This window comes from Planotetraspora sp. GP83, from assembly GCF_041262585.1.
Lineage (GTDB): Bacteria > Actinomycetota > Actinomycetes > Streptosporangiales > Streptosporangiaceae > JAOEGB01.
Genome location: NZ_JBGCBZ010000014.1, coordinates 180,272 through 205,580 on the forward strand (window position 1 = coordinate 180,272; position 25,309 = coordinate 205,580).

Sequence of the window (25,309 nt, forward strand, 5' to 3'; positions counted from 1 at the left end):
CCCTCGCGGGATCCGTACATCACCCATAGACGACCGTTATCTGGATTTGGTTCGCGAAATCCACCGGCCTATTTTCCGGATCAGCTCAGGGGTGGCCGCCGACTCGGCATGCGCGTACCCCGGCTCGACCCACAGCTCCTTCGGCTCCTTGGCGCCGTCGTACAGCTGATAGGCGTGTTCCAGCGGGAAGAACGGGTCGGCGTCGCCGTGGACGATCAGAAGCGGCGTCGGGGAGATCATGGCCACGGCCTCGTAGGGCGGGATCGGGATGGGATCCCAGGTTCCCCGGGCGATCCGGGTGCCCTTGGCCACTCTCGCGGCGAGCCGTCCCGACCACTGCTCGATGGCCCAGTGCACCTGGCGCATCGGCTTGGTGCCCCGGTAGTACCACCGCGCCGGGCCGCTCACCGCCACCACGGCGTCCACGCCGCCGTGTAGCGCCGCGTGCCGCACGACCACCGCCGCGCCCATCGAGAAGCCCACGGTCGCCACGCGCTTGTAGCCGATCGACCGGGCGTGTTTCACCGCGGCGTCGACGTCGAGCACCTCCAGGTCGCCCACCGTGGACTCCCCGGACGATCGCCCGTGGCCCCGGAAGTCGAACGACAGCACGCCGCCGAAGCGGGACAGGACGTGGACGATGCGCCGGGTCTGGCGCTCCCGCCACGAGCCGGTGAATCCGTGAGCGACGACGATACCGAGATCGAGAGAGCCGTTCGGGGTGTGCGCCGCGTCGATCCGGACACCGTCCGACGTGCGCAGCATCGCCCCGAAAGAGGGAGCAAAAGCCATGCCCCTGACCTTATTCGCCGCCCCGCCCCGACCAAGTGACCCACTCCGGCCCTTGCCGTCGCGCCCGCCCGGTCGCGCCCCCCTTGTGTTTGTTGGTGATCATGCACAGAGTCCCAGCAATGGCTCCGACCTCCACGGACCTTGCGGGTGATCATGCACAGGTTCCCTCGCTCACCGCTGACCAGGAGGCTCACTGTACGTGATCATGCGCTCCTCACCTGCTGTCCCTCTCATACAGGTCGGCGAGAGCGGCCAGCTCCCCCTCGGGGACGCGGAGCCGTACCGGACCGTCCAGGGACTCGACCTGGTCCCAGGTGACGTAGCGGCTGCCCCGGTGCAGCCACCGGACCAGCGCGCTGACCGGCGCGGGTCCCCGGCCTCCCGGCCCCCGCTCGTAGCCGAAGAGCTGGCCCGTATGCCGCGGGACCACGACGAACCCGTCGATCCGGAACGCCTGCTGAATGTCCGCCAGCATCGGCCCATCCTGGATGAGCCTCACGTCAGCGGTGCGTCCGACGATGTTTCCGGAGGAGTCACGGACCTGCCGCCCGAGCAGGCCGCCCAGCCGCGTCGCCTCCGGCCTCCCCGCCTCTCGTCCCTCCGTTCCCCCCTCCGTTCCTCCCTCCACGGCCCGACGGCTCGCCGCCCCGGACGTGACCTGCTCCGCTCCGGGGATCCTGCTGACGACGTTCTCCGCCAGCCAGCGCTCCAGCGCGAGCTCCTCCAGCTCGCCGCTCACCCTGACCGCGCTGCCGATCTCGGTCGCCAGGCTCATGTCGATCCGGTAGGGCTGGGGATCCTCCTCACGCCGGAACAGCCCGTTGACCGCCACGATGAGCCACCCGAGGACGCCGCCGATCCGGGGGCCCAGCGCGAGCGGCCCCGCCAGGATCGCCGTCACGTACGGCGTGCCGTGGTCGTCGATCCCCAGCTCCAGGTCGTCGACCTTGCACAGGAGCCGGTCGTCGCCGGCCCGCACCACCTGCCGGTCGAGCAGGTGCAGCTGTGCGTGCAGGGTCCGGGCGTGCTCGCTCATCGATGCCTCCACCGGCTCACTGCCCCGCCTTGGTGGCGATCATCAACGGGATCGCCGCGACGGCGACCAGGAGCAGGAGCACCATGTACGCCGTCCCGAGCGTGTTGGAGAACCTGCCGTTGACCCGGTCGCCCATGTAGTCGGGGTCGTTGGCGATCATGAGAACCGGCAGGTACGTCAGCGGCAGCGCCGCCGCCGAGAAGACCAGCGAATACTCCGTCACCTTGATCGCGTCCACCGTCGTGAGGATGAGCGCCGTAGCGACGATCGTCGAGACCAGGACGGTCACGTGGAAACGCGCCGCCCGCCACGGCCGCACGTACTTGCCCCACTGCCACCCGAAATACTGGCTCAGCGTGTAGCCCGACGACAGAGCGGTCTCCAGCGTCGCGCCGAACGTCGCGGCGAAGACCCCCAGGATCACCACGCCCAGCCCGATCTTGCCGAGAGCCGCCCCGACGGGGAGCACCATCTGGCCGAGCGTGTCCGGCTGGGCCGCCACCGGAAGGAACACCGTGGCCGCGCACGCCGCGATGGCCACTGACAGCACGCCGCCCAGCGGAAAGCCGACGAACACGTTCGCCCGCTCGATCACCAGGCTCCTGGGCGTCCATCGCTCCTCCACGCCGCCCGACGAGAAGAAGAACACCTCGTACGGCGTCATGGCCCCGCCGAGCAGCGCGATGCCGTAGTAGATGTAGGTCGGCACGCCCTCGTCCCGCGGCGGCCGGGTGAGCTGGTGGGACAGCGCGCCCCAGTCCGGGCCGAGCTGCCACAGCGCGACGAGGAAGACGACGAGCGCGAGGCCCATCAGCCCGAAGATTCGCTCCATGGTCTCGAATTTGACCCGCCACATCACGAGCCAGGCGACCAGAGCGACCGCCGGAACCCACAGCAGGTAGTTGACGCCGGTCACCAGCTCCAGCGCCAGCGACGCGCCTCCGATCTCCGCCGCCAGCGTCAGCACGTTGATGAAGAACGACGCGCCGAGGTTGACCAGACCCGCCCGGGGGCCGAGCCGTTCGCGGACGAGGTCGAAGACCGGCCGCTGCGACACCGCCGCGATCCGGCCGGACATCTCCGCGAACAGGCAGATCCCCACGACGCCCACGACGACGACCCAGGCCAGCGACATCCCGAACCTGGCGCCCACGACCGCGTTGGCGACCAGGTCGCCGATGTCGACGAACCCCCCGAAGGCCGTCAGGATCCCGAGACTCACCGCGAACAGCTTCTTCATCGGTGATCCTCCGCGAACGCGCTGAGCCTGTCCGCGAGCCGTCCCAGCTCCTGTACGGCTTTCGCCGGGTCCTTGACCTGGTCACGCCTGACCTCGATCAGCAGGTCCTGCACCCGGTTTTCGGCCTCCTCGGTCAGGTCGGTCACCTGGTCCCTGACCTGGTCGGTGGCGTCCGATGGCGGCTGCACGCCCCCGAACTGCGCGTTCACGCTCCCCAGCGCCTCGGCCGCCTCGGTCAGGACGACCTTGAGATAGGGCCGGGTCAGCCGGTCCTCATGCTGTACGGCGGAGCGCACGATCTGGAGCGACGACGCGGCCGACTCGGCGGTCGCACCGGCCTTCAGCTCGTAGTCGTGGTCGTCCCAGGCCGGGCTGACGCACGCGCTCAGGAGCACGGCGAGGGCCAGGGCCGGGGGCGCGAGCCGTACCGGACGCCTCATGCGCGCCCCCGGAGCAGGAAGTAGGCGAGCACGCAGAGCAGGGCCAGCAGCTCCGCCCAGGCGCCCAGGAGCACCAGTCCCTCATCGATCACATCGGCCTGCTGCCCTGAAAGTCAGTGTTCAGACACCCGGAGGCATCGTCTTCACCACATGCGGCGGCCAGGACAGCCCGGAACAGCAAGGAATGCGCCCAGAAGACTCGGTGTTGCTTCCACGTTGCCTCATGGCCCGCGAGATTGTGCTGATTCGCGCCATCACGGCACATGGCGGTAAGAGGGATCAACTAAAATGGGAAAGCCGCACTCTGCGGCACGATGTGCGTCTCGCTTCAGTCCCGGGACGCGGACGACACCCCGACGAACCAGAGCGAGACTCCACTATGCCTTTGAACAGCCGCGACGACCTGCGGAACATCGCGATCATCGCGCACGTCGACCATGGCAAGACCACGCTGGTGGACGCCATGCTATGGCAGTCCGGGGCGTTCCGGGCCAATCAGGACGTCGATGAGCGCGTCATGGACTCGAACGACCTGGAGCGCGAGAAGGGGATCACCATTCTCGCGAAGAACACCGCGGTCAAGCACAGCGGCATGACGCTGAACATCATCGATACACCCGGCCACGCCGACTTCGGCGGCGAGGTTGAGCGCGGCCTGTCCATGGTGGACGGCGTGGTCCTGCTCGTGGACGCCTCCGAGGGGCCGCTGCCCCAGACCCGGTTCGTGCTGCGCAAGGCCTTCGCCGCCAAGATGCCGGTCATCCTGTGCATCAACAAGGTGGACCGGCCCGACGCCCGGATCGCCGAGGTCGTGGACGAGGTCTACGAGCTGTTCCTCGACCTCGACGCCACCGAGGAGCAGATCGACTTCCCGATCGTCTACGCCTCCGCCAAGGCCGGCCGGGCCTCGCTGAACCGTCCGGAGGACGGCGGCATGCCCGACTCCGACGACCTTGAGCCGCTCTTCGAGACGATCACCAGGACGATCCCCGCGCCGGTCTACGACCCCACCGCGCCGCTCCAGGCTCACGTCACCAACCTGGACGCCTCCAGCTACCTGGGCCGGATCGCGCTCTGCCGCGTCCACCAGGGCACGATCAAGAAGGGCCAGCAGGTCGCCTGGTGCCGGACGGACGGCAGCGTCCAGCGGGTGAAGATCTCTGAGCTGCTCATGACCGACGCTCTGGAGCGCAAGCCTGCCGAGGAGGCCGGCCCCGGCGACATCATCGCCATCGCCGGCATCCCGGACATCATGATCGGTGAGACGCTCGCCGACCCCGACGACCCCCGCCCGCTGCCGCTGATCACGGTCGACGAGCCGGCGATCTCCATGACCATCGGCACGAACACGAGCCCGCTGGTCGGCAAGGTCAAGGGCTCCAAGGTCACCGCCCGCATGGTCAAGGACCGCCTCGACAAGGAGCTCGTCGGCAACGTGTCGCTGCGCGTGCTGCCGACCGAGCGTCCCGACACCTGGGAGGTCCAGGGCCGCGGCGAGCTGGCGCTGGCCATCCTCGTCGAGCAGATGCGCCGCGAGGGCTATGAGCTGACCGTCGGCAAGCCGCAGGTCGTCACCAAGGAGATCGACGGCAAGGTGCACGAGCCGGTCGAGCGGCTCACCGTCGACTGCCCTGAGGAGTACCTCGGCGCCGTGACCCAGCTCCTGGCCGTCCGCAAGGGCCGCATGGAGCAGATGACCAACCACGGCACCGGCTGGATCCGGATGGAGTTCGTCGTCCCCGCCCGCGGCCTCATCGGGTTCCGTACGGAGTTCCTGACCGAGACCCGCGGAACCGGCCTGGTCCACCACGTGTTCGAGGCCTACGAGCCGTGGTTCGGCGAGCTGCGCACCCGCAACAACGGCTCCCTCGTCGCCGACCGGTCGGGCCCGGTCACCGCCTTCGCGATGCTGAACCTGCAGGAGCGCGGCACGCTGTTCGTCTCGCCGACCACCGAGGTCTACGAGGGCATGATCGTCGGCGAGAACTCGCGCTCCGACGACATGGACGTGAACATCACCAAGGAGAAGAAGCTCACGAACATGCGCTCGTCCACCAGCGACGAGACGGAGAAGCTGATCCCGCCGCGCGTCCTGTCGCTGGAGCAGGCGCTGGAGTTCATCCGCGACGACGAGTGCGTGGAGATCACCCCGGAGACCGTGCGGATCCGCAAGATCGTGCTCGACGCGGCCACCCGTGGCCGCTCCGCCGCTCGCGCGAAGCGCGCCAACTAGGAGTTCTGGAGGGTCCCGGCCCGCTGAATGATCAGCGGGCCGGGACCCTCGTCGTTCGCCGCCTCCCTTCGCCGCCTCCTTCCCGGGGTCCCTTGGGGGCACGCGAAAGTTCGGCGCCGCTTCTCCGCGCCTTCACTCATGAGCATCGAGAGCGACGCACGCGAACGTTCTTATCGATCACGAACTTGTGACCGATAAGGGCCTTTTACCCGGACGGCCACCTCAGACGTCGTAGCCGTGAGGGTTTCATGAACAACAACAAGGGCGCCCAGCCGCGCCAGACCGCTCCGACGGGTGGCGCGCGCCCGGGACGGCCTGCCGTACGAGTCCGGGCGGGGCTCAGCGCCGCCGCCGGGCTCGTTGTCATCCTCTCCAGCGGGCTCTACGGGACGGCCCAGGCCGAGGTCTCTGGACAGGCCGGTCAGCCGTCCGCCTCTGACCTGGCCACATCGCAGTGGTCGACCCGCATCGTCGCCCCGGGCGTAGAGGTCCGCACGGGGACCGTCACACATGCCGGCGCGGCGCCGGTCTGGACGATCGGTGTCCAGGCTCCCGCCACCAGCCGACTGACCGGCGCGGCGACCTGGGCCGATGTGAGCTCACCCACCTGGGCGGACACGACCGCGCGGGACCTGCGCGCCAAGGGCTTCGAGCCGCGCGTGGAGACCGTCCGGTGGCCGGACTACGCCGACACCCCGCACGGCGACATGGGCCGGCAGGTGCGGATCGGCTCCTGCGCCGCTGTCTAGGAAGGCGTCGTCGATCCTCAGGATCTGTCCTTCGGCTACGCGTGGGCGAACATCCGTCAGCCGCGCACCATGGCCGGGGTCGACGCCAAGGGCCGGCTGATGCTCGTCACGGTGGACGGCCGGCTGACCGGCGGCAGCGAGGGCTTCACCATCGCCGAAGCCGCCGACTTCATGCGCTCTCTCGGCGCCGTGCAGGCGCTCAACCTCGACGGCGGCGGCTCCACCACCATGGTGATCGGCGGTCAGCTCGTCAACAACCCCTCGGACGCCACCGGGGAGCGCCCGGTCGGCGACACCATCCAGGTGCTGCCGGCCCGCGCCGGCTGACACCCGGTCCCCATACCGGGCCGGTGAGCGGAGCGCCCCCGCCTCGCTCACCGGCCCGGACGGCGTTGGGGTCACGGACCGGGAAGCGGGATCGCGGACGGCGATTACACCCGTGCGTGATCACGATAGGTGTTCCCGCAGGCCGGCGGCATGCGGAGGAATCCACGCATGATCACGGTGAGTGCGGCGATCCTCGTACGGCAACGCGGGAGTAAACGAGCTGCCATGGGCGGCGTTTCCGGGTCTCGTGGCTGGCCGAGTGCGTGCTGTCCTATGCCGGGCACCAGCCGCACACGAAGGAGCCGTCCATGCCGAGCACGACCCGTCTCGTCCTGACCGCCCACCTGGTCATCGGCGCCGTCACCGGCGTCCTGGCGATCGCCCGGCCGTCGACCGGAAACCTGGCCGAGCCGGTGGCCCGGCACCCCCTCGGCGCGCTGGCCAGCGCGGCGATCAAGAACGTGAACGGCGCCACCCTGGGCACCGTCCAGATCGAGCCGTACGCCACCACCAAGTCGAGGGTCACGATCAACGTTCGAGGGCTCCCCGCGGGCTTCCACGGCTTCCACATCCACTCGTCGGGCACGTGCGACCCGAAATCCGTGGACGCCGCGACCGGGAGCGCGTTCTTCAGCGCGGGCGGCCATCTCGACCTGGGCGGCGCGGGCTCCGGGATGGGCTCCGGCATGGGCTCTGGGATGGGCACGCCCGGCATCACCGCGGGGAACCTGCCGCCGCTGCTTGTGACGGCCGACGGCACCGGCAGCATCTCGTTCGTCACAGACCGGTTCCGCGTCGCGCAGCTCGGCGACGCCGACGGCAGCTCGATCATCATCCACGCCAAACCGGACAACTTCGCGAATATCCCCGCTCGGTACACCCATCCGGCCGACTCGACCGGCACGTCGGGGCCCGACGCGACGACCCTCAAGACCGGCGACGCCGGACCTCGCATCGCGTGCGGAGTGATCAGATTCCTGGCCTGATCACGTGATCTTCGCATCCAAGTCAGTCCACAGCCCGGCACAAGACGCTCGCGTCACCATCCTTCCTGGGAGCGCTCGGTCTCCCAGGAAGGAAACCGTCATGAGGAATGCCAGCGGGAGCTTTCACGCGGCGCTGCTGGGGGCGTGGATGGTCATCGCCCTGATCGCGCTGCTCCTCGGTCACTGAGTTCGATCATTAAGTTCGGGCACGGTCCGCACGGGGTCGTCGCGGGATGCCGGGACGTCGGGGGATGCCGGGACGCCGGGGGATTCGCGGGAGGCGGGCCGTGCTCACGCGAGATGGATTCTCATCCAGTCGACCAGCGGGCCCAGCGCCCGCCAGGTCGCCCGGACGTGGCCGAGGACCTCGGGGGTGTGCAGCCACGGCTCCGGCTCGAACCGGCGGCCGGCGTGCAGCGACCTGTACCTGAGCAGCTCCAGCCGGGGATGATCCTCCGGGGTGCCGCGCGGGCGGGTCTTCAGCCGGTCGCCCCCGACCAAGAGGTTCTCCGGCAGAGCGGCCAGGATGGCCTCGATCCGGGAGCCGGCCGTGTCATCGTCGAGCGCGTCGCGGTAGCGGACGATCTGGTCGCCGCTCGCCCACCAGCCTCCCGCGACGTATAACCCCTCGGCGTCGATCTGCACGTAGTAGCCGACGCCCTCCACTCCCGACTGCACGTAAGCGCCCTGATGCGTCTTGTACGGCGACTTGTCCTTGGCGAAACGGACATCACGGTTGGGCCGGAACAGGTAGGGCGGCCCGAACTCGGGGGCCAGCTCGTCCATCAGGGCGCTCATCGGCCCCTTCACCGCGGTCTCGTACAGCTCCTTGTTGGCCGTCCAGTACGCCCTGGAGTTGTCGGCCACGAGGCCCTCGTAGAAGATGAGCGCCTCATCAGGAAACCCGCTGAATCCCATGGCACCCACCTTGGCATGTGGCACCGACAACAGCCTCCCCGACGACTCGGGCCCGATGAGTGCGAGCCCGGTCAGCGCCGTCGCCGCCGGGCGGTGCCGAAGATCGACCGGGTGATCTCCCGTCCCAGGGCCGACGCCGCCGAGCGGGCGAACGACTTGAACTCGGGCGAGCCGAGCACTCCTTCCAGCACCGACGGCCGCGGCTCGTACTGCGGCCCCTCCGCCGGGGGCATGCCGTACCCGTCGGGGGCCTGCTCAGGAGCCCGGCCACCCTCAGGAGCCCGGCCACCCTCAGGAGCCCGGCCGCCCTCAGGAACAGGCGCGGCGGGTTCGGGAGGCGGCGTGAGGCGGGCGGAGAGCATCTCGTAGGCCGATTCCCGGTCGACCGCCGTGCCGTACTTGGCGAGGAGCGGCGAGGCGGCGACGACGCCGCGCACCACGTCGGGGGCCGACGGCGCCATGAGCGACTGCGGAGCCCGCAGGCGGGTCCACGCCACCGGCGTCGGCGCGCCCGTCTCCGACAGCACGGTCACGACGGCCTCGCCGATGCCGAGCTCGGTGAGCAGCTTCTCCAGGTCGTACGGCGACGTGGGGAAGGTCGAGACGGTCGCCTTCAGCGCCTTGGCGTCCTGCGGCGTGAAGGCCCGCAGCGCGTGCTGCACCCGCGCGCCGAGCTGGGCCAGCACGTCGGCCGGCACGTCCTTGGGCGTCTGGGTGACGAAGAAGACACCCACGCCCTTTGAGCGGATCAGCCGCACGGTCTGCGTGATCGACTGCAGGAACGCCTTGGACGCCTCGTCGAACAGCAGGTGCGCCTCGTCGAAGAAGAACACGAGCACCGGCTTGTCCGGGTCTCCCACCTCAGGCAGGTCCTCGAACAGGTCGGCCAGCAGCCACATCAGGAACGTGGAGAACAGCCGCGGCCGGTCCTGTACGGCGGGCAGCTCCAGGATGGAGACGATCCCCCGGCCGTCGGGAGCCCGCCGCAGCAGGTCGCGCGTGTCGAACTCGGGCTCGCCGAAGAACGCGTCGGCCCCCTGCGCCTGGAGGTTGACCAGCGCCCGCAGGATGACCCCGGCCGTCGACCTGGACAGGCCGCCGACTCCCTTGAGCGCGTCGGGCGTGTCGGTCAGATACCGGATGACGGCGATCAGGTCCTTCAGGTCCAGCAGCGGCATGCCGTGCTTGTCGGCGAAGAAGAAGATCAGACCGAGAGAGGACTCCTGCGTGTCGTTGAGCCCCAGGACCTTGGCCAGCAGGGTCGGTCCGAAGGACGTCATGGTGGCCCGCAGCGGAATGCCCTCGCCGAGCCCCCCGAGCGACAGGAACTCGACGGCGCATGCCGTACCGGACCATGACTGGCCCACCTCAGCGGCCCGGTGGCCGACGCGGTCGGAGGGGACGCCGGGCGAGGCCATGCCGGAGAGGTCGCCCTTGACGTCGGCCAGGAACACCGGAACGCCCTGCGCGGCGAGTTGCTCGGCCATGAGCTGGAGCGTCTTGGTCTTTCCCGTGCCAGTGGCCCCGGCGACCAGGCCGTGCCGGTTCATCATGCCCAGTGGAATGCGGATCTTGGAGGACGAATCGGCCGTGCCGTCGTCCTTCACCAGCGCCCCGAGCTCCAGCGCCGGTCCGGCGAAGTCATAGCCCTTCATCGGTTGAAATACTGCTTTCCGGGTGTGAGGCTGCCGAACAGCTCGGACACGGTCACGTAGGTGAAGCCCCTGCGGTCCAGCTCGTCGAGGAGATGAGGCACCGCGTCGACCGTCGTCGGGTGGATGTCGTGCATCAGCACGACGTCGCCCGGTTTGGCCTCCGCGCAGCGTTTGGCCACGATCGCGGAGTTCCGGTCCCGCCAGTCGAGGGTGTCGACCGCCCACATGATCTGGGCGAGCCCCTCCTCGCGCGTCGCGGCCTCGACCTGCTGGTTCGTCGAGCCGTACGGCGGGCGCATCACGATCATCCGCACGCCGGTGACCTGCTGGACGACCTCCTGGGTCCGTTCGAGCTGGCGCTTGACCGCCTCGCTGGAGAGCCCGGCCAGCGCGGGATGGTCCCAGGAGTGGTTGCCGACCTCGTGGCCCTCGGAGACCATCCGTCGGACGAAGTCACGGGTCTCATCGTTGATCATCTGGCCGAGCATGAAGAACGTGGCGCGGGCGTGGTGGGCGGCCAGCATGTCCAGGAGCTTCCCCGTGTCGTCTCCCGGCCCGTCGTCGAAGGTCAGTGCCACGCATTTGTGCCTCGTACAGTCGATCTGCCGGGGCGGGGGCGCGATCGGGAGACGGGGGCCCGGCCAGCCATGCTGGGCGGCGGTCAGCCGCCCGCCGACGACGGCCGCCTCGAACCTCCTCGGGATCTGCCTCCGGATCGTCTCCTTCCCAGCCGTCTCTTTGGACATGTCCCTTCTCGCCCGCAGCGGCTCATGCGACGGCGACGATCCGGCCTGGAGGGCCGCCGGACTCGCCTGACCACACCCCGCGACCAGCAACAGCGACAGCAGCACCGACCCGATCCGCATACGTCCCCCCGGAGCAGGCGGGGGGCGTGAACGCTACGGATACTCCTCGGCCCTTTCCCCCCGCAGAACCTTGGCCAGGTCCTCCCACCAGGGCGGCACGTCTGCCTTGAGCTCGGCATATCTGCGCGCTACCCGGATGGCGCATCCACCCGGGTCCGTACCCAGGTGCCGGCATTTCACGGCACCTTCGCGCCAACGGTAAAACCCCTCCCGGAAGCTCACCACCAGGCCGATCCAGACCGAGAGGGTGACGTCGTCGCCGATCTCGTAGGCGTCGTGAACCCCGAGCGCGGCGAGCTCCGCGTGAAGCTTCTCCAAGGCGGCGCCTGACTCACTCATCCGCCACCGCCCGCCGCCGCGAAGACGCGGACCGCCGCCGAAGAGACCAGCACAAAAAGGGATGTACCCAACCTTGGTCCGCCCCTCGCACGTTCATTTAGTAATGATGGGGCTCCAATGCGTGACCGCGCACGCTTACTCATGAGTCAGGACGGTGACATTCGCACATCCCGAGGTCGCGGAGATCTGTCAGTGCCCGCTCAATGGCCGCCAATACACTTCAGTCACTTTCGGCATCTTGCTTCGGGGAGGTCTGCCCGGTGACGGCGGTGGCACTGGCTACGGCGTGCGCGGTGATATTCGGGACGGCCGACTTCTTCGGGGGGCTGGCCACCAGGCGCTCCCGCGTGCTGGCCGTGGTCGTGCTCTCGCAACTGGGGGGCTTGCTGCTGATCGCCGCCTTGATCCCCTTCCTGCCCGGACGGGCGAGCACCGCGGCCATGCTGTGGGGGATGGCCTCCGGAGTGGCCGGAGCCGCCGGCATCGTGCTGTTCTACCGGGGTCTCGCCACCGGCATGATGTCGGTGGTCGCGCCGACCACGGCCGCCGCCTCAATGGCGGTGCCGGTGATTTTCGGCCTGGTCATGGGTGAGCGCCCATCGGCCGTGGCGCTCGCCGGCGTCGCGCTCGGCCTGCTCGCGGTGGTGCTCGTCAGCCGGAGTCCGGGCGGCGCGGCGTCCGGCACCAGGCTCGGCCCCATCGCGAACGCCCTCGCCTCGGGCGCCGGTTTCGGCGGGTTCTTCATCCTCCTCAAGCTCTCCCCGGCCGACGCGGGCGGCTGGCCGCTCCTCGGAGCGCGGATCGCCTCGATCACGCTCGTCGTGCTGCTCGCGTTCGCCACGAGGCGGAATCTGCGGCCGATTCCGGGGACGCTGAGGGTGACCGTCGCCGCCGGCGTGCTCGACATGGGAGCGAACGTCCTTTATCTCCTCGCCGCCCAGCGTGGCATGCTCAGCCTCGTCGCGGTGCTGGTCTCGCTCTATCCGGCCAGCACGCTGCTGCTCGCGCGCTATGTGCTCGGCGAGCGGCTGAGTCCGGTGCAGATCACCGGTGTCGGCTTCGCCCTCGGCGCGGTCGCCCTCATCGCCAGAGCCTGACCGGGCCTCCGGAACGAGCCCCCTGACCAGTCCTGAATGAGGCCCGAATGTGCCCCGAAATGGCCGGTACGGCTGCCGCGCTGCGCGACAGCCGTACCGGGGATCAGGCGTGAGGCTGGTGAAGATCTGTCAGGGCGGGTGAAAGGCCCGTCAGGCGGCTCAGGCGGCCACCGGGACGCGCACCATGCCCTCATCACGAGCATAGCCCTCAAGCATCCCGCGAAGCTGGCGGCGGCCACGGTGGAGGCGGGACATGACCGTGCCGATGGGGGTGCCCATCCGGTCGGCGATCTCCTTGTAGGCGAAGCCCTCGACGTCCGCCAGGTAGACGGCCACGCGGAACTCCTCGGGCAGGGCACGCAGAGCGTTCATCACCACGGTGTCCGGGAGCTGGTCCAACGCCTCGGTCTCCGCCGACCTCAGGCCGGTCGACATGTGCGACTCCGCCGCGGCGAGCTGCCAGTCCTCGATGTCCTCGGCGGCCGAGAGCTTCGGCGAGCGCTGCTTCTTCCGGTAGTCGTTGATGAAGTTGTTGGTCAGGATCCGGTGCAGCCAGGCCTTGAGGTTCGTGCCCTCGCGGAACTGGTGGTAGGACGTGAACGCCTTGGCCACGGTCTCCTGGACCAGGTCCTCCGCGTCGGCGGGGTTCCGGGTGAGTCGCATGGCGGACGCGTAGAGCTGGCTGGTCACCGGCACGACATCGCGCTCGAACCACGCCTGTCGCTGCTCGTCAGTCATCGAGATCATCTCATCCCCCTACAGAACTTCTCCCCCGTTACCCCTACGGCGTGGACCCATGCGGGTACAGCCGTTCATTCTTGCCTCAAGGACATCGTCCCAGGCGAGTCGTAAGCGTGATGTTAAATGTTTTGCCTGGTCAGCGGGGTCACATAGCGCAGCGGGCCGACGCGGGCAGGTCACGCGCAGGCCGGGCAAGTCTCAGTAGCGTAACACTCTAGCCTCAATCGCAGGCAAAGTGTGGCAAACGTCACTCGATAGAGTATTGGCATGAAATACGTGGACCGGCACGACCCGGTAACCAGGGCGTGGGCGGCCGATGCCATCCGGGCCGTGGAAGCCGACGCGAACCGTAGTTGCGACACCCACCTGCATGTCTTCCCGCTCCCCTCGCACTGGGGCGTTGACCTCTACTTGAAAGACGAGTCGGTCCACCCCACCGGTTCACTCAAGCACCGCCTCGCCCGATCCCTTTTCCTGTACGGCCTGGCCAACGGGTGGATCGGGCCCACGACGACGGTCATCGAGGCGTCCAGCGGCTCGACGGCGGTCAGCGAGGCCTATTTCGCCCGGCTCCTCGGCCTGCCGTTCATCGCGGTGATCCCGGCGACCACGTCACCGGAGAAGCGGGAGATCATCGAGTTCTACGGCGGCAAGTGCCATCTCGTCGACGACCCCGGGACGATCTACGCGGAGTCCCACCGGCTGGCCGCCGAGACCGGGGGGCACTACATGGACCAGTTCACCTACGCCGAGCGGGCCACGGACTGGCGGGGGAACAACAACATCGCCGAGAGCATCTTCCAGCAGATGTCCCTGGAGCGGCATCCGGAGCCGGCCTGGATCGTGGTCGGGGCGGGCACCGGCGGCACGTCGGCGACGATCGGCCGCTACATCCGGTACCGCCGTCATCAGACCCGGCTCTGCGTCGCGGACCCGGAGGGCTCGGCGTTCTACCCATCCTGGGAGTCCGGGGACGAGCACGCCGGGCCGGGCTCCCGGATCGAGGGCATCGGACGGCCGCGGGTGGAGCCGTCGTTCCTGCCCACGGTGATCGACCGGATGACCCAGGTGCCCGACGCCCTGTCGATCGCCGCGATGCGCTGGGTGCGGGAGGTCACCCGCCGCGACGTGGGCGGCTCGACCGGCACCAACATGGCGGCGGCCGTACAGATCATCAAGGAGATGCGCGCGGACGGCGAGCGCGGGAGCGTGGTCACGCTGATCTGCGACGGCGGCGAGCGCTACCGGGACACCTACGGCAGCGCCGCGTGGCTCGCCGAAAAAGGGATCGACATCGACCCCCACCTCACCGATCTCCACGAGTTCCTCCTGACCTGAACAGACCCTCACCCTTTTTGTGGTGATCATGCACGCATTCCTGGAGGGCCTTCTGACCTGGCCACCTTCCGTGCGTGATCATGCACACCTTCCCGGGAAGAGCCCCTGGCCTGGCCACCCCCCATGCGTGATCATGCACGCCTTCCTGAAAGAGCCTTCTGGCCTGGTCGCCTTCCGCGTGTGATCATGCGCGAGTTCCCGATGGCCAAGTCGTCCGCACACGATGGAGGACGGAAACCCCGCGCATGATCACGGCCGAGGTCCGGCCCGCTCAGGCCAGGTCCCCGGGAACCTGTGCACGATCACGGCGAGGGGTTGGCGGGCTTGGCCGGGTTGACGCCGAAGATCGTGGCCAGGTCGTCGAGGACCGCGTGGGCGCCCTGGATGCCCACGGCGGTCATCCACGTCGTGTCGGAGACCTGGTGCTTCTCCCCCTTCAGCCGATTCCACAGCGGGTTGGCCTCGAACTTCTGCTTCACGGGAGCGGCGGCTGCGGCTGGGTCGTCGTAGGCCGACACGAAGATGTGGTCGGCGTCCATCTCCGGAATGCGCTCCTCGCTGAGGTCCACCGCGATCGCGTCGCTCACGGTCGGCTGGCCGCTCGGGCGGACGAACCCGGCGTCCTTCAGCACGATCCCCGAATAGGACTTCTCCACGTACAGCCGGGCGGTCGGCTCACCCGCGAACCGGACGATGGAGATCGTCGGCGGCGTGCCGCCGTTCTTGGCCTTGATCTCCTCGCCGATCTTCGCGGCGCGGGTCTGGTAGTCCGCGATCCTCTGCTCGGCCAGGGACTCCTTGCCGAGGGCCCGCCCCACCAGGCGGAGGTTGTCCTTCCAGATCGCACCGGTCGTCTCGCTGAACACCGTCGGCGCGATCTGGCTCAGCTTGCCGTACAACGCCTCATGGCGGACCTTGGCCGACACGATGAGGTCGGGCTTGAGCGCGGCGATCTTCTCCAGGCTGGGCGCCTGGAGTGTGCCCACCGACACCGCGTTCTTCGCCTTCGCCATGACCGGCGCGAGATAGCTCGGAAGGCCTCCCTCGATCGACCGGTACGTCGTGTATCCGATGACCTCGGTGTCCAGAGTCAGGACCGCGTCGACGAAGCTCTGGTCGAGCGCCAGCACCCGCTTCGGCTCCCTCTTGATCTCGGTGTCCCCCATCGCGTGGTGGATCACCCGCGGGTACGTCCCGCCGGCCCCCGTCGTCGTACCGGCTGAGCCAGTGCTTGACGAAGTGCTTGACGAAGTGCCGGAGGAGCCGCACGCGGCCACTCCCAGGAACAGCAGGGCTCCAACCGCCAGGGCACGGAGCGTTCTCACTAGGTTGCCCCCCTTGTGGGTCTAAGTTAGGTTAGGCATACCTAAACGGAAATCTACTAAGCGGTCAAGGTGGGACAAAAGACAACGAGCCGCCGCCTGCGGCTTCTCATGGCACTCCTGGCGGCGCTCGTGGCCGCCGCCACGCTCAGCATCGCGATCGGCGCGAAAACCGTACCTCCAGCGGATGTCTGGCATGCCCTGTGGTCGCCCTCGGATACGGAGAACGACGTGATCGTCCGCTCGCTGCGGCTTCCCCGGACCGTTCTGGGCGTGCTGGCGGGGGTCGCGCTGGGCATGGCGGGAGCCCTCATGCAGGGCCACACTCGCAACCCGCTCGCCGACCCGGGTCTCCTGGGCGTGACCCAGGGCGCGGCGTTCGCCATGGTCGTCGCCATCATCGCGCTGGGCGTGCCGACCATGCGGGGCTACATCTGGTTCGGCCTGGCAGGCGCACTGATCGCGAGTGTCGGCGTGTTCGCGCTGGGCTCCGCCTCCGGCCGGGGCGGCCCCACCCCTGTGACGCTCGCGCTCGCGGGGACCGCCGTCAGTGCCCTGCTGTACGCGCTGACCTCGGCGCTCGTGCTCCTTGACGAGCAGGCGATGGACGTCTTCCGGTTCTGGCAGGCCGGCTCCATCGCCGGCCGCGGGTCCGGCCCGGCCTGGCAGGTGGCGCCGTTCATCGCGGTGGGCCTCGTGTTCGCGCTCGCCAACGCGCCCGGCCTCAACGCCCTCGCGCTCGGGGAGGACGTGGCCCGCTCGCTCGGCCAGAACGTGTGGCTCACGCGCGCCCTGGGGCTCGCGGCGGTGACGCTCCTCACGGCCGGGGCGGTGGCGGCGTGCGGGGCCCTCGCGTTCCTCGGGCTCGTCGTCCCTCACGTGGCCCGAGCATTCACCGGTCCCGACCATCGATGGCTGCTGCCGTGCGCGGGCCTTCTTGGGGCCGTGGCGCTCCTTCTCGCCGACGTGATCGGCCGAGTGGTGGCACGCCCCGGAGAACTGGAGGTCGGCGTGGTCCTCGCCCTGCTCGGCGCGCCCTTCTTCATCACCCTGGTCCGCCGCCGGAAGCCGGTGCGGCTGTGATCCGGCGCGGCGGACCGGCGATCCGGCCTGTGGTCCGGCCTGTAGTCCGGAGTGGCGCGCCTGTGACCCCGCGTCCTATCCCAAGGCTGAGCCCACGACTGAGCCCACGACTGATCCTGCTGCTCCCGCGGCTGGTCCCGCGCCGTGAAGCCGCGCGGCCGTACCGCCTGGGTGGCCTGTCCTGGCTCGTCAGGCCGCGGCGGGTGGCCGTCGCCCTCGCCGGCCTGGGGGCGCTGGCCCTGCTGATGGCGCTCAACCTGCGGATGGGCGACTTCCCCCTGTCACTCAGGCAGGTCATGGACGCGGTCCTCGGCAGCGGCGGCGACCGTTTCGTCGTGATGGAACTGCGGATGCCGCGCGTCCTGACCGGCGCGCTGGTCGGCGCGGCCCTCGGGGTCTCCGGGGCGATCACCCAGGCCGTCGCCCGCAACCCGCTGGCCAGCCCGGACATCCTCGGCGTCACCTCCGGCGCGGGCGTCGCCGTGGTCCTCGTCATCGTCATGACGGGAAGCGCGTACGGCGGGACCAGCGGTGCGCTGGCGGGCGTCGGCATCCCGGCGGCGGCGCTGATCGGGGGGCTGGCGGGTGCGGCGATCGTCTACTCGCTGGCCTGGCGCCGCGGCCTGGACGGCTACCGCCTGGTCCTGGTCGGCATCGGCGTCGCCGCCGTCTTCACCAACGTGAAGTACTGGCTGCTGACCGTCGGCGACGTCAACGACAGCGCCAGGGCCATGGTCTGGATCAGCGGCTCGCTCCACGGACGCGGCTGGGAGCACGTGACCCCCGTGGCGTACGCGCTGGTGTTCCTGATCCCGTGCGCTCTCGTGATGGGGCGCACGCTGGGGGTGCTCAGGTTCGGCGACGAGACGGCGACCGGGCTCGGCGTGCGGCTCACGGCGGGGCGCGCGGCGCTGGTCCTCGCGGCCGTCCTGCTGGCGGCGGTCGCGACCGCCGCGGCCGGGCCCATCGCCTTCGTCGCCCTCGCGGCCCCGCAGATCGCGCTGCGCCTCGCCGGGATCGCCCAGCCGCCGATGGTCGTGTCGGCGGTCGTGGGAGCCGTCCTGACTGCCGCCGCGGATCTCGTGGCGAGAACCCTGTTCGCCCCCACCGAATTGCCGGTCGGCGTGGTCACCGCCGTGCTCGGCGCCCCTTATCTGATCTTCCTGCTCTGGCGGCGCCCGGAACGCCGTGGCCGCCGCCTCATCCCCCGTTTCCTTCTCTCCCGTTCCCTCTCCCGTTCCGCACCGGAGGCGCGCTCATGAGACTGCAGGCCGTGGACGTACGGCTCGGCTACGGCGATCGAGTGATCGTTGACGGGCTCCACCTGGGCGTCGAGGCGGGAACCGTCACGACGATCATCGGCCCCAACGGATGCGGGAAGTCCACGCTGCTCCGGGCCCTCGGGCGGCTGCTCCGACCGGCCGGTGGCCACGTGCTTCTCGACGGCAGGCGCATCGACAAGCTGCCGACCCGCGAGGTGGCCAAGCTCCTCGGGGTGCTCCCCCAGGCTCCGACCGCCCCGGAGGGACTGACCGTGGGCGACCTGGTCGCCCGGGGACGGCACCCGCACCAGACGTGGTACCGCCAGTGGTCCACGGAGGACGAGGCGGCGGTGGCCGAGGCGCTGGAGTGGACGGGACTCCTCGACCTTGCTGACCGGCCGCTGGACGAGCTCTCCGGCGGCCAGCGGCAGCGGGCGTGGATTTCGATGGCCCTGGCCCAGGGCACCGGACTGCTGCTGCTGGACGAGCCGACCACCTTCCTCGACCTGGCCCATCAGGTCGAGGTCCTGGAGCTGGTCCGCCATCTGCACCGTGAGGCCGGGAAGACGGTCGTGATGGTGCTCCACGACCTGAACCTGGCGGCCAGGTATGCCGATCGCCTGGTCGCGATGCGCGACGGCCGTGTGGTCGCCGCCGGGCCGCCGGACGAGGTGCTCACCGAGGAGCGGGTGCTTGAGGTCTTCGGCCTCCAGTCCAGGGTCATCCCCGACCCGGTCGCGGGAACCCCCCTGGTCGTCCCCATCGGAACCCCGCACCTCGCGAAGCTTCCCGCCTCATAGACCCTCTCCGGATATACCGTTCCCGGCCGGGCCGGCTTGGAGCGCCTGGCGGCCGATGAAGGTGAACATGCGCTCACCCTCTGCCAGGGGGTCCGGCCGGCCGGTGAAGCGGTGCACGCCGACGCCGAAGCCCACCTCCGGGTCCGACAGCCACTGCCGCTCGAACCCGCGCTCCTCGAACCAGTCGCAGATCAGCGGGATCCGGTCGGGTGCGGAACGGTGCCGGGTCCAGATGACGGTGCCGCCCGTCGCGCACAGCTGGGAGCAGTAGCCGATGGTCCGCTCGACGTCCTCGTCGGTGATGTTGCCGAATATCCCGCAGGCCAGCACGATGCCGGCGGGCGCCATGCCGCGGTAGTGGTCGGTCAGCGCGGCATCGGCCGTCATGACCTCGACCCGGTCCATCCCGGAGGCTGTGACCATGTCCTGGGCGATCGTGGCGTTGCGCGGGTCCAGTTCGACCAGGCGGGCTCGGACGTCATCGCGGCGCGGATGGCCGGCCAGCACGGGGAGAAGGTCTCGGCCCTGGCCCGCACACAGGCTGATCACCGTCAACGGACCGGGCGGGCTGCCGTCCAGGGCCACCTGGGTCCGCTCCTGGACGACGCGCAGCCGCCGCGCCAGGCCCGAGTCGGGGAGATCGTACGCGTCGTGCCAGGCATGCCAGTCCATGACTGGCACCCTACGCAGAGCCCTCCTCACACTCCCACCGAATCCCGGGGTATCCGCCATCCCGGGTGTTCACCGCCGCCGAAAGCCCCGCTCATGACGGACGCCTGGGCCCCCGAGCATGATCACGAGCGGAGTCTGGCCTGCTCACACGTGGTCCCCGTGAACCTGTGCATGATCACGGCCGAGGGATGCCCTGGCCAGGCGGGGTGTCCGTGAACCTGCGCATGATCACGCGGGAGGGGGTGGCACGGTCAGTCGCCGAGGAGGGCGTCGACGAAGACCTCGGGGTCGAACGGGGCGAGATCGTCGGGGCCCTCGCCCAGCCCGACCAGCTTGACGGGGACGCCCAGCTCCCGCTGGACCGAGATGACGATGCCGCCCTTGGCGGTGCCGTCCAGCTTGGTCAGCGCGATGCCCGTGACGTTGACCACCTCGGCGAAGACCTGCGCCTGGCGCATGCCGTTCTGCCCGGTGGTGGCGTCGAGGACCAGCAGCACCTCGTCGACCATGGCCTTCTTCTCGATGACCCGCTTGACCTTGCCGAGCTCGTCCATCAGCCCGGTCTTGGTGTGCAGGCGGCCCGCCGTGTCGACGATGACGGTGTCGACCTTGTCCTCGATGCCCTTGGCCACCGCGTCGAACGCCACGGACGCCGGGTCGCCGCCCTCGGGGCCCCGGACCACGGCCGCGCCCACGCGGTCGCCCCACGTCTGGAGCTGGTCGGTCGCGGCGGCCCGGAACGTGTCGGCCGCCCCGAGGACGACCTTGTTGCCGTCGCCGATGAGGGCACGGGCCAGCTTTCCGGTCGTGGTCGTCTTGCCGGTGCCGTTGACGCCGACGACGAGAACCACGGCCGGGCGCTCTCCGTGAGCCCGGGTATGAAGCGTGCGGTCGAGGTCGGGGGCGACCTGAGCCAGCAGCTCCTCACGCAGCATGCCGCGGACCTCCTCCGGGGAGCGGGTCCCGAGGACCTTCACCTTGGTCCGCAGGTCCTCGACCATGGCCCGGGTCGGAACGACGCCGACGTCGGCGGTGATCAGGATCTCCTCGATCTCGTCCCACACGTCATCGTCGAGCCGGTCTCGCGAAAGGAGTTCGAGCAGGCCCTTGCCCAGCGCGCTCTGCGAGCGGGCCAGGCGGCCGCGCAGCCGGACCATCCGGCCCGCGGACGGCGGCGGAACCTCGATCGCCGGCGGCTTGAGCAGCTCCTCGGCCGGAGGAGGCGGCAGCGTGGTGGTCGTACCGCCGTCCTGCTCGCCGAGGCCGGCCCTGCCCGGCTCTTCGACGCCCGGGGCCCGCGGCTCAGGCGGCGCCTCCACCGGTGGGAGGTCCTTGGCCTTCGGCCGGAACAGCAGGAACAGGCCACCCACCGCCAGCACGGCGACGAGGGCCACGATCACGATGATGCCGAGGTAACCATCCACAACATGCAGTTTCCCAGACAACCCCCACTGCTGCGGTAACCACACCCCGAACCAGCAAAGAGCGCGGCGATTACTCTATTGCGACCAACCGGTGCGCGAGGGGCCTCAAAGGCGCCCCGAGCCGGAGGCGAGGCATCAGCACAGCGCCCCGCCTCGCAGGAGGCGAGGCGATCAAAACAAAGCTAAACGCTCTCCCGGAGGCGCTGGCTGACGACCTGCGTGACGCCGTCGCCGCGCATGGACACGCCGTACAGCGCGTCGGCGATCTCCATCGTGCGCTTCTGGTGGGTGATGACGATGAGCTGTGAGCTCTGCCGCAGCTCCTCGAAGAGGGTGAGCAGCCGCTGGGTGTTGGTGTCGTCGAGGGCGGCCTCGACCTCGTCCATCACGTAGAACGGCGACGGGCGGGCCTTGAAGATGGAGATGAGGAACGCCACCGCCGTCAACGACCGCTCGCCGCCGGACAGCAGGGACAGCCGCTTGACCTTCTTGCCGGGCGGCCGGGCCTCGACCTCGACGCCGGTCGTCAGCATGTCGGCCGGGTCGGTCAGCAGGAGACGGCCCTCGCCGCCGGGGAAGACCCGCTCGAAGATCTGTGAGAACTCGCGGGCCACGTCCTCGTAGGCGGAGGCGAACACCTGCTCGACCCGGTCGTCGACCTCCTTGACGACGAGCAGCAGGTCCCTGCGGGTCTTCTTGAGGTCTTCGAGCTGCGAGGTGAGGAACGCGTGCCGTTCCTCAAGCGCGGCGAACTCCTCGAGCGCCAGCGGGTTGACCTTGCCGAGCTGGGTCATCTGCTTGTCGGCCGTTCTGGCGCGCTTCTCCTGCTCCTCGCGGACGTACGGCACGGGCGGGTCGCCGGGCACCGGGGCGTCCGGGCCGTACTCGGTGATGAGCGGCTCCAGCTCCACGCCGTACTCCTCCAGAGCCCGCTGCTCCATCTGCTCCAGGCGGAGCCGCTGCTCGGTCCTGGCCATCTCGCTGCCGTGGACCCGGTTGACCAGGGCGTCCAGCTCGGAGCTGAGCTCGCGGACGCGCAGCCGTACCGCCTTGAGCTCCGCGTCGATCTCCCCGCGGGCCCGCTCGGCCTCGTCACGCTCCTCGGCGGCCCGGACGAGTGAGCGTTCCAGCGCCTTCAGGGCCGTCTGGGCGCCTCGGGCGACGGCCGCGGCGACCTCGGCCTGCCTGCGGCGGCGCTCCCGCTGGGTCGCCGCCTTCGCACGGTCCTCGCGCTCGCGCTGGGCGGCCCGCATGAGCCCGTCGGCGCGACCGGCGATGCCCCTGACCCGCTCCTCGGCCGTGCGGACCGTCAGCCTCGCCTCCATCTCGGCCTGCCGGGTGACCGCGCAGGTCGCGGCGAGCTGGTCACGGGTCTCGGTGGTCGGCTCGGCCTCCAACTCCTGGGCGTACTCCGCCTCGGCGAGCTGCTCCTCGAGCTCCACGACCCCCGCCTGGGCCAGCTCACGGGCCTCTTCCCCGTCCTGTACGGCTTTCGCGAGGCGGGCGGCCTCGTCCTGGGCCGCCTTGACGGCGGCCTCCAGCCGGGCGAGCTGCTTGGCCGCGGCGGCGGCCTTCTGGTCGGCGTCCCGCTGCTTGGCCCGCACCCGGTCCAGCACGGCCTGGGCGGCGTTGAGACCGTTCTGAGCGCTGTTGACGCCGTTCTGGGCGACGGTTACACCGGTCTGCGCCTCGCTGACCTGGGCCTGTGCCGCCTCGACCGCGAGCTGGAACTCCAGCTCGGCGGCGATGGTCTCGGTCAGCGCGTCGGCGTTCGCCTCGGCCGCCGCCCGGGCGGTGCCGAGATCGGCGGCCGCCTCGTCGAGCGCCGCCCGCACCTGGAGCACCGAGCTGACTCCGCCGGACCCGCCGTGGGCGGCATGGGCGGCGAGGAGGTCACCGGAGCGCGTGACGGCCCGCAGGCGGGGATGCGCCTCCACGACCTGCCGCGCGGCGGTGAGGTCGGCGACGACGACCACATCCGAGAGGAGGGCCGCCACGGCGGATCGGAGCGCGCCGGGCACGGTGACCAGGTCGGCCGCCCACTCCGCGCCGTCCACCGGCACCGGACCACGCGTTTCCGCCGGTAAGGACCCGGACGTGATCAGCAGCGCCGCGCGACCTCCGTCCACCTCACGGAGATGTTCCATGGCGGCGACGGCGGCGTTCAGGGAGTCGACGGCGACGGCGTCGGCCGCGAGCACCGCGGCGATGGCCGCCTCCGCTCCGGGGCGGACGGTCAGCATGGTGGCGATCGGGCCGAGGACTCCGGTGACGCCCGCCCCGACGAGCGCGGCCGCCCCGTCGACGCCTCCGGCGAGGCTCATCTCCAGGGCCTCACGCCGGGCCTCCAGCGCGGCGACGGCCCGCTGTGACTCCTGGTCGGCGGCGCGGGCCGTACCGACCGCGGACTTGGCGGCGGCGAGCGCGTCGCGGGGCGCGGCCACGGCGGCCCTCGCCTGCCGCGCGACCCCCTCCGCCTGCTCCGCCACGGCCCTGGCCTCCTCGACCGCGGCCCGTGCGAGGTCCACGCCCTCCTGGGCGGCCTCAAGCTCGGCGACCAGCTCGGGATCGGCGGCGGGCTCGCTCAGCTCCTGCTCGTCGCACTCGGCCTGGGCCCGCTCGGCCCGCAGGCGGGCCTCCTCCAGGGCCTTGGTGAGCCGGCCGATCTCGTCGGCCGCCGCGCGGGCGCGGCTCCTGGCCGACTCGACCTGCCCCCGGAGCCTCGCCAGGGCCTCACGCCGGTCGGCGGCGGCCCGGGCGGCCGCGGCGAGCCGCCGCTCCTCCACGCCCAGGGACTCCTCCGCGTCGGCGCGGATCTCCACGGCGGCGGCCAGCCGTTCGCGCGCCTCGTCGAGCTCCTCCGCGAGGACGCGCTCCTGCTCGCGGATCTCGGCGGCCTCCCGTTCGAGGTCCTCGGGGTCACGGCCCCGGCGCTCGATCGCGGCCGCGTCGGCTGCGTGCCGTTCCCGCTCGACCGCGAGGCTCTCGACGCTCCGCAGCCGCTCCCTGAGGGCGGCCAGGCGGTAGAAGGTCTCCTGGGCCGCCTTCAGGCGGGGCTGGGCCTCGTTCTCGGCCGTCTCCAGCTCGGCCTCGCGACGCTGGCCCTGCGCGAGCTCGGCCTCGACCTGAGTCCTCCTCGACAGGACGGCCGCCTCGTCGGCGGCCTCCCGCCGCAGGGTGTCCCGCAGGGTCACGACGTCGTCGGCGAGCAGCCGCAGCCGCGCGTCGCGCAGGTCGGCCTGGATGACGGCGGCCTTGCGGGCGATCTCCGCCTGGCGGCCCAGCGGCTTGAGCTGGCGGCGCAGCTCGGTCGCCAGGTCCTGGACGCGGGTCAGGTTGGCCTGCATGGCGTCGAGCTTGCGAAGCGCCTTCTCCTTGCGCTTTCGGTGCTTGAGGACGCCCGCGGCCTCCTCGATGAACGCCCTGCGGTCCTCGGGCCCCGCGTGCAGCACCTGGTCGAGCTGGCCCTGGCCGACGATGACGTGCATCTCACGGCCGATGCCTGAGTCGGAGAGGAGCTCCTGGATGTCGAGGAGGCGGCAGGTGTCGCCGTTGATGGCGTACTCGCTCTGGCCGGACCTGAACATCAGCCGGCTGATCGTCACCTCGGTGTAGTCGATCGGGAGCGCGCCGTCGGAGTTGTCGATGGTGAGCGTGACCTCGGCCCGGCCGAGCGGCGGGCGGCTGGAGGTGCCCGCGAAGATCACGTCCTCCATCTTGCCGCCGCGCAGCGACTTGGCGCTGTGCTCGCCCATCACCCAGGCGAGCGCGTCGACGACGTTGGACTTGCCGGAGCCGTTCGGCCCGACCACGCAGGTGATGCCCGGTTCGAAACGGAGGGTCGTCGCGGAGGCGAAGGACTTGAAGCCGCGCAGGGTGAGGGTCTTCAGGTACACCTCCGCCCCCTCCCTGCCGCCCTGCTGTGGGGAAGACTACCGGTCTCCGAAGGCGCGGGGCGTCGGATACGGCTCGCTGAGGGGCTTCACCAG

At 70.3% G+C, this 25,309-nt stretch carries 22 protein-coding genes; 9 read left to right on the top strand and 13 right to left on the bottom strand.

Translation table 11 applies throughout. The features are described 5' to 3' along the window. Positions 1-36: 36 nt before the first annotated feature. From ABH927_RS20900 to ABH927_RS20915, 4 genes are all read right to left on the bottom strand, one after another. Positions 37-792 (bottom strand): alpha/beta hydrolase, encoded by a 756-nt coding sequence (locus tag ABH927_RS20900; protein WP_370023937.1) that lies wholly within the window; start codon positions 790-792, stop codon positions 37-39. A 214-nt stretch (positions 793-1,006) separates the two neighbouring features. Beyond that, positions 1,007-1,828, bottom strand: a complete 822-nt coding sequence (locus tag ABH927_RS20905; RefSeq protein ID WP_370023938.1) for a hypothetical protein — start codon at positions 1,826-1,828, stop codon at positions 1,007-1,009. 16 nt (positions 1,829-1,844) lie between these two features. Then, positions 1,845-3,068, bottom strand: coding sequence for an NRAMP family divalent metal transporter (locus ABH927_RS20910; protein WP_370023939.1), 1,224 nt, complete (start codon positions 3,066-3,068; stop codon positions 1,845-1,847). Further along, positions 3,065-3,508, bottom strand: coding sequence for a hypothetical protein (locus ABH927_RS20915; protein ID WP_370023940.1), 444 nt, complete (start codon positions 3,506-3,508; stop codon positions 3,065-3,067). Before ABH927_RS20915 ends, ABH927_RS20910 begins: the two co-directional genes overlap by 4 nt. A gap of 379 nt (positions 3,509-3,887) precedes the next feature. On the opposite strand from ABH927_RS20915, the gene typA reads away from it, so the two are divergent. From typA to ABH927_RS20935, 4 genes are all read left to right on the top strand, one after another. Next, positions 3,888-5,741 (top strand): translational GTPase TypA, encoded by a 1,854-nt coding sequence (typA, locus tag ABH927_RS20920; protein ID WP_370023941.1) that lies wholly within the window; start codon positions 3,888-3,890, stop codon positions 5,739-5,741. A 248-nt stretch (positions 5,742-5,989) separates the two neighbouring features. Continuing rightward, positions 5,990-6,490, top strand: coding sequence for a hypothetical protein (locus ABH927_RS20925; RefSeq protein ID WP_370023942.1), 501 nt, complete (start codon positions 5,990-5,992; stop codon positions 6,488-6,490). 51 nt (positions 6,491-6,541) lie between these two features. Continuing rightward, positions 6,542-6,817 carry a phosphodiester glycosidase family protein gene (locus tag ABH927_RS20930; protein WP_370023970.1) on the top strand — a complete coding sequence of 92 codons (276 nt, stop codon included), beginning with the start codon at positions 6,542-6,544 and terminating at the stop codon, positions 6,815-6,817. 308 nt (positions 6,818-7,125) lie between these two features. Continuing rightward, on the top strand, positions 7,126-7,803 hold the full coding sequence (locus ABH927_RS20935) for a superoxide dismutase family protein (protein WP_370023943.1): 678 nt from the start codon (positions 7,126-7,128) through the stop codon (positions 7,801-7,803). 291 nt (positions 7,804-8,094) lie between these two features. Here ABH927_RS20935 and ABH927_RS20940 read toward each other — a convergent pair whose 3' ends face one another. The 4 genes from ABH927_RS20940 to ABH927_RS20955 form a co-directional block, all read right to left on the bottom strand. After that, positions 8,095-8,721, bottom strand: a complete 627-nt coding sequence (locus ABH927_RS20940; RefSeq protein ID WP_370023944.1) for a DUF2461 domain-containing protein — start codon at positions 8,719-8,721, stop codon at positions 8,095-8,097. 71 nt (positions 8,722-8,792) lie between these two features. Then, positions 8,793-10,376 carry a helicase HerA-like domain-containing protein gene (locus ABH927_RS20945; protein ID WP_370023945.1) on the bottom strand — a complete coding sequence of 528 codons (1,584 nt, stop codon included), beginning with the start codon at positions 10,374-10,376 and terminating at the stop codon, positions 8,793-8,795. Then, on the bottom strand, positions 10,373-11,242 hold the full coding sequence (locus ABH927_RS20950) for a polysaccharide deacetylase family protein (RefSeq protein WP_370023946.1): 870 nt from the start codon (positions 11,240-11,242) through the stop codon (positions 10,373-10,375). Before ABH927_RS20950 ends, ABH927_RS20945 begins: the two co-directional genes overlap by 4 nt. Positions 11,243-11,275: 33 nt before the next feature. Beyond that, complete coding sequence (locus tag ABH927_RS20955; protein ID WP_370023947.1) at positions 11,276-11,581, bottom strand: hypothetical protein; 306 nt, start codon at positions 11,579-11,581, stop codon at positions 11,276-11,278. A 260-nt stretch (positions 11,582-11,841) separates the two neighbouring features. Here ABH927_RS20955 and ABH927_RS20960 point away from each other — a divergent pair, with 260 nt between their 5' ends. After that, positions 11,842-12,678, top strand: coding sequence for an EamA family transporter (locus tag ABH927_RS20960; RefSeq protein WP_370023948.1), 837 nt, complete (start codon positions 11,842-11,844; stop codon positions 12,676-12,678). Between the two features lie 159 nt (positions 12,679-12,837). On the opposite strand, the gene ABH927_RS20965 is transcribed toward ABH927_RS20960, so the two are convergent. Next, positions 12,838-13,425, bottom strand: a complete 588-nt coding sequence (locus ABH927_RS20965; RefSeq protein WP_370023949.1) for a sigma-70 family RNA polymerase sigma factor — start codon at positions 13,423-13,425, stop codon at positions 12,838-12,840. A 261-nt stretch (positions 13,426-13,686) separates the two neighbouring features. Between ABH927_RS20965 and ABH927_RS20970 the strand changes: the two genes are divergently transcribed. After that, complete coding sequence (locus ABH927_RS20970) at positions 13,687-14,757, top strand: PLP-dependent cysteine synthase family protein (RefSeq protein WP_370023950.1); 1,071 nt, start codon at positions 13,687-13,689, stop codon at positions 14,755-14,757. 302 nt (positions 14,758-15,059) lie between these two features. On the opposite strand, the gene ABH927_RS20975 is transcribed toward ABH927_RS20970, so the two are convergent. Then, positions 15,060-15,923 carry an ABC transporter substrate-binding protein gene (locus ABH927_RS20975; RefSeq protein ID WP_370023951.1) on the bottom strand — a complete coding sequence of 288 codons (864 nt, stop codon included), beginning with the start codon at positions 15,921-15,923 and terminating at the stop codon, positions 15,060-15,062. A 228-nt stretch (positions 15,924-16,151) separates the two neighbouring features. Here ABH927_RS20975 and ABH927_RS20980 point away from each other — a divergent pair, with 228 nt between their 5' ends. From ABH927_RS20980 to ABH927_RS20990, 3 genes are all read left to right on the top strand, one after another. Further along, positions 16,152-17,162: a FecCD family ABC transporter permease gene (locus ABH927_RS20980; protein ID WP_370023952.1), complete on the top strand. Its 1,011-nt coding sequence runs from the start codon at positions 16,152-16,154 to the stop codon at positions 17,160-17,162. 62 nt (positions 17,163-17,224) lie between these two features. Beyond that, a complete protein-coding gene (locus tag ABH927_RS20985; RefSeq protein WP_370023953.1) occupies positions 17,225-18,424 on the top strand; it encodes a FecCD family ABC transporter permease in 1,200 nt (399 codons plus the stop codon). Further along, positions 18,421-19,224 (top strand): ABC transporter ATP-binding protein, encoded by an 804-nt coding sequence (locus tag ABH927_RS20990; protein ID WP_370023954.1) that lies wholly within the window; start codon positions 18,421-18,423, stop codon positions 19,222-19,224. Before ABH927_RS20985 ends, ABH927_RS20990 begins: the two co-directional genes overlap by 4 nt. Here ABH927_RS20990 and ABH927_RS20995 read toward each other — a convergent pair. The 3 genes from ABH927_RS20995 to ABH927_RS21005 all read right to left on the bottom strand — a co-directional run bounded on the left by ABH927_RS20995 (position 19,219) and on the right by ABH927_RS21005 (position 25,216). Beyond that, complete coding sequence (locus tag ABH927_RS20995; RefSeq protein ID WP_370023955.1) at positions 19,219-19,896, bottom strand: SAM-dependent methyltransferase; 678 nt, start codon at positions 19,894-19,896, stop codon at positions 19,219-19,221. The two genes, ABH927_RS20990 and ABH927_RS20995, sit on opposite strands and share 6 nt — an antisense overlap. Before the next feature lie 251 nt (positions 19,897-20,147). Next, positions 20,148-21,320: a signal recognition particle-docking protein FtsY gene (gene ftsY, locus ABH927_RS21000; RefSeq protein WP_370023956.1), complete on the bottom strand. Its 1,173-nt coding sequence runs from the start codon at positions 21,318-21,320 to the stop codon at positions 20,148-20,150. Positions 21,321-21,502: 182 nt separating this feature from the next. Then, positions 21,503-25,216 carry an AAA family ATPase gene (locus tag ABH927_RS21005; RefSeq protein WP_370023957.1) on the bottom strand — a complete coding sequence of 1,238 codons (3,714 nt, stop codon included), beginning with the start codon at positions 25,214-25,216 and terminating at the stop codon, positions 21,503-21,505. Positions 25,217-25,309: the final 93 nt, after the last annotated feature.

Excerpts from the sequence above, each read along its gene's own strand:
- ABH927_RS20910 (WP_370023939.1), bottom strand. The coding sequence starts at position 3,068 with ATGAAGAAGCTGTTCGCGGTGAGTCTCGGGATCCTGACGGCCTTCGGG.
- ABH927_RS20990 (WP_370023954.1), top strand. The coding sequence starts at position 18,421 with ATGAGACTGCAGGCCGTGGACGTACGGCTCGGCTACGGCGATCGAGTG.
- ABH927_RS20955 (WP_370023947.1), bottom strand. The coding sequence starts at position 11,581 with ATGAGTGAGTCAGGCGCCGCCTTGGAGAAGCTTCACGCGGAGCTCGCC.
- ABH927_RS20900 (WP_370023937.1), bottom strand. The coding sequence starts at position 792 with ATGGCTTTTGCTCCCTCTTTCGGGGCGATGCTGCGCACGTCGGACGGT.
- ABH927_RS20925 (WP_370023942.1), top strand. The coding sequence starts at position 5,990 with ATGAACAACAACAAGGGCGCCCAGCCGCGCCAGACCGCTCCGACGGGT.
- ABH927_RS20995 (WP_370023955.1), bottom strand. The coding sequence starts at position 19,896 with ATGGACTGGCATGCCTGGCACGACGCGTACGATCTCCCCGACTCGGGC.
- ABH927_RS20905 (WP_370023938.1), bottom strand. The coding sequence starts at position 1,828 with ATGAGCGAGCACGCCCGGACCCTGCACGCACAGCTGCACCTGCTCGAC.
- ABH927_RS20935 (WP_370023943.1), top strand. The coding sequence starts at position 7,126 with ATGCCGAGCACGACCCGTCTCGTCCTGACCGCCCACCTGGTCATCGGC.
- ABH927_RS20945 (WP_370023945.1), bottom strand. The coding sequence starts at position 10,376 with ATGAAGGGCTATGACTTCGCCGGACCGGCGCTGGAGCTCGGGGCGCTG.
- ABH927_RS20970 (WP_370023950.1), top strand. The coding sequence starts at position 13,687 with ATGAAATACGTGGACCGGCACGACCCGGTAACCAGGGCGTGGGCGGCC.
- ABH927_RS20975 (WP_370023951.1), bottom strand. The coding sequence starts at position 15,923 with ATGGGGGACACCGAGATCAAGAGGGAGCCGAAGCGGGTGCTGGCGCTC.
- typA (WP_370023941.1), top strand. The coding sequence starts at position 3,888 with ATGCCTTTGAACAGCCGCGACGACCTGCGGAACATCGCGATCATCGCG.
- ABH927_RS20940 (WP_370023944.1), bottom strand. The coding sequence starts at position 8,721 with ATGGGATTCAGCGGGTTTCCTGATGAGGCGCTCATCTTCTACGAGGGC.
- ABH927_RS20950 (WP_370023946.1), bottom strand. The coding sequence starts at position 11,242 with ATGCGGATCGGGTCGGTGCTGCTGTCGCTGTTGCTGGTCGCGGGGTGT.
- ABH927_RS20915 (WP_370023940.1), bottom strand. The coding sequence starts at position 3,508 with ATGAGGCGTCCGGTACGGCTCGCGCCCCCGGCCCTGGCCCTCGCCGTG.
- ABH927_RS20965 (WP_370023949.1), bottom strand. The coding sequence starts at position 13,425 with ATGATCTCGATGACTGACGAGCAGCGACAGGCGTGGTTCGAGCGCGAT.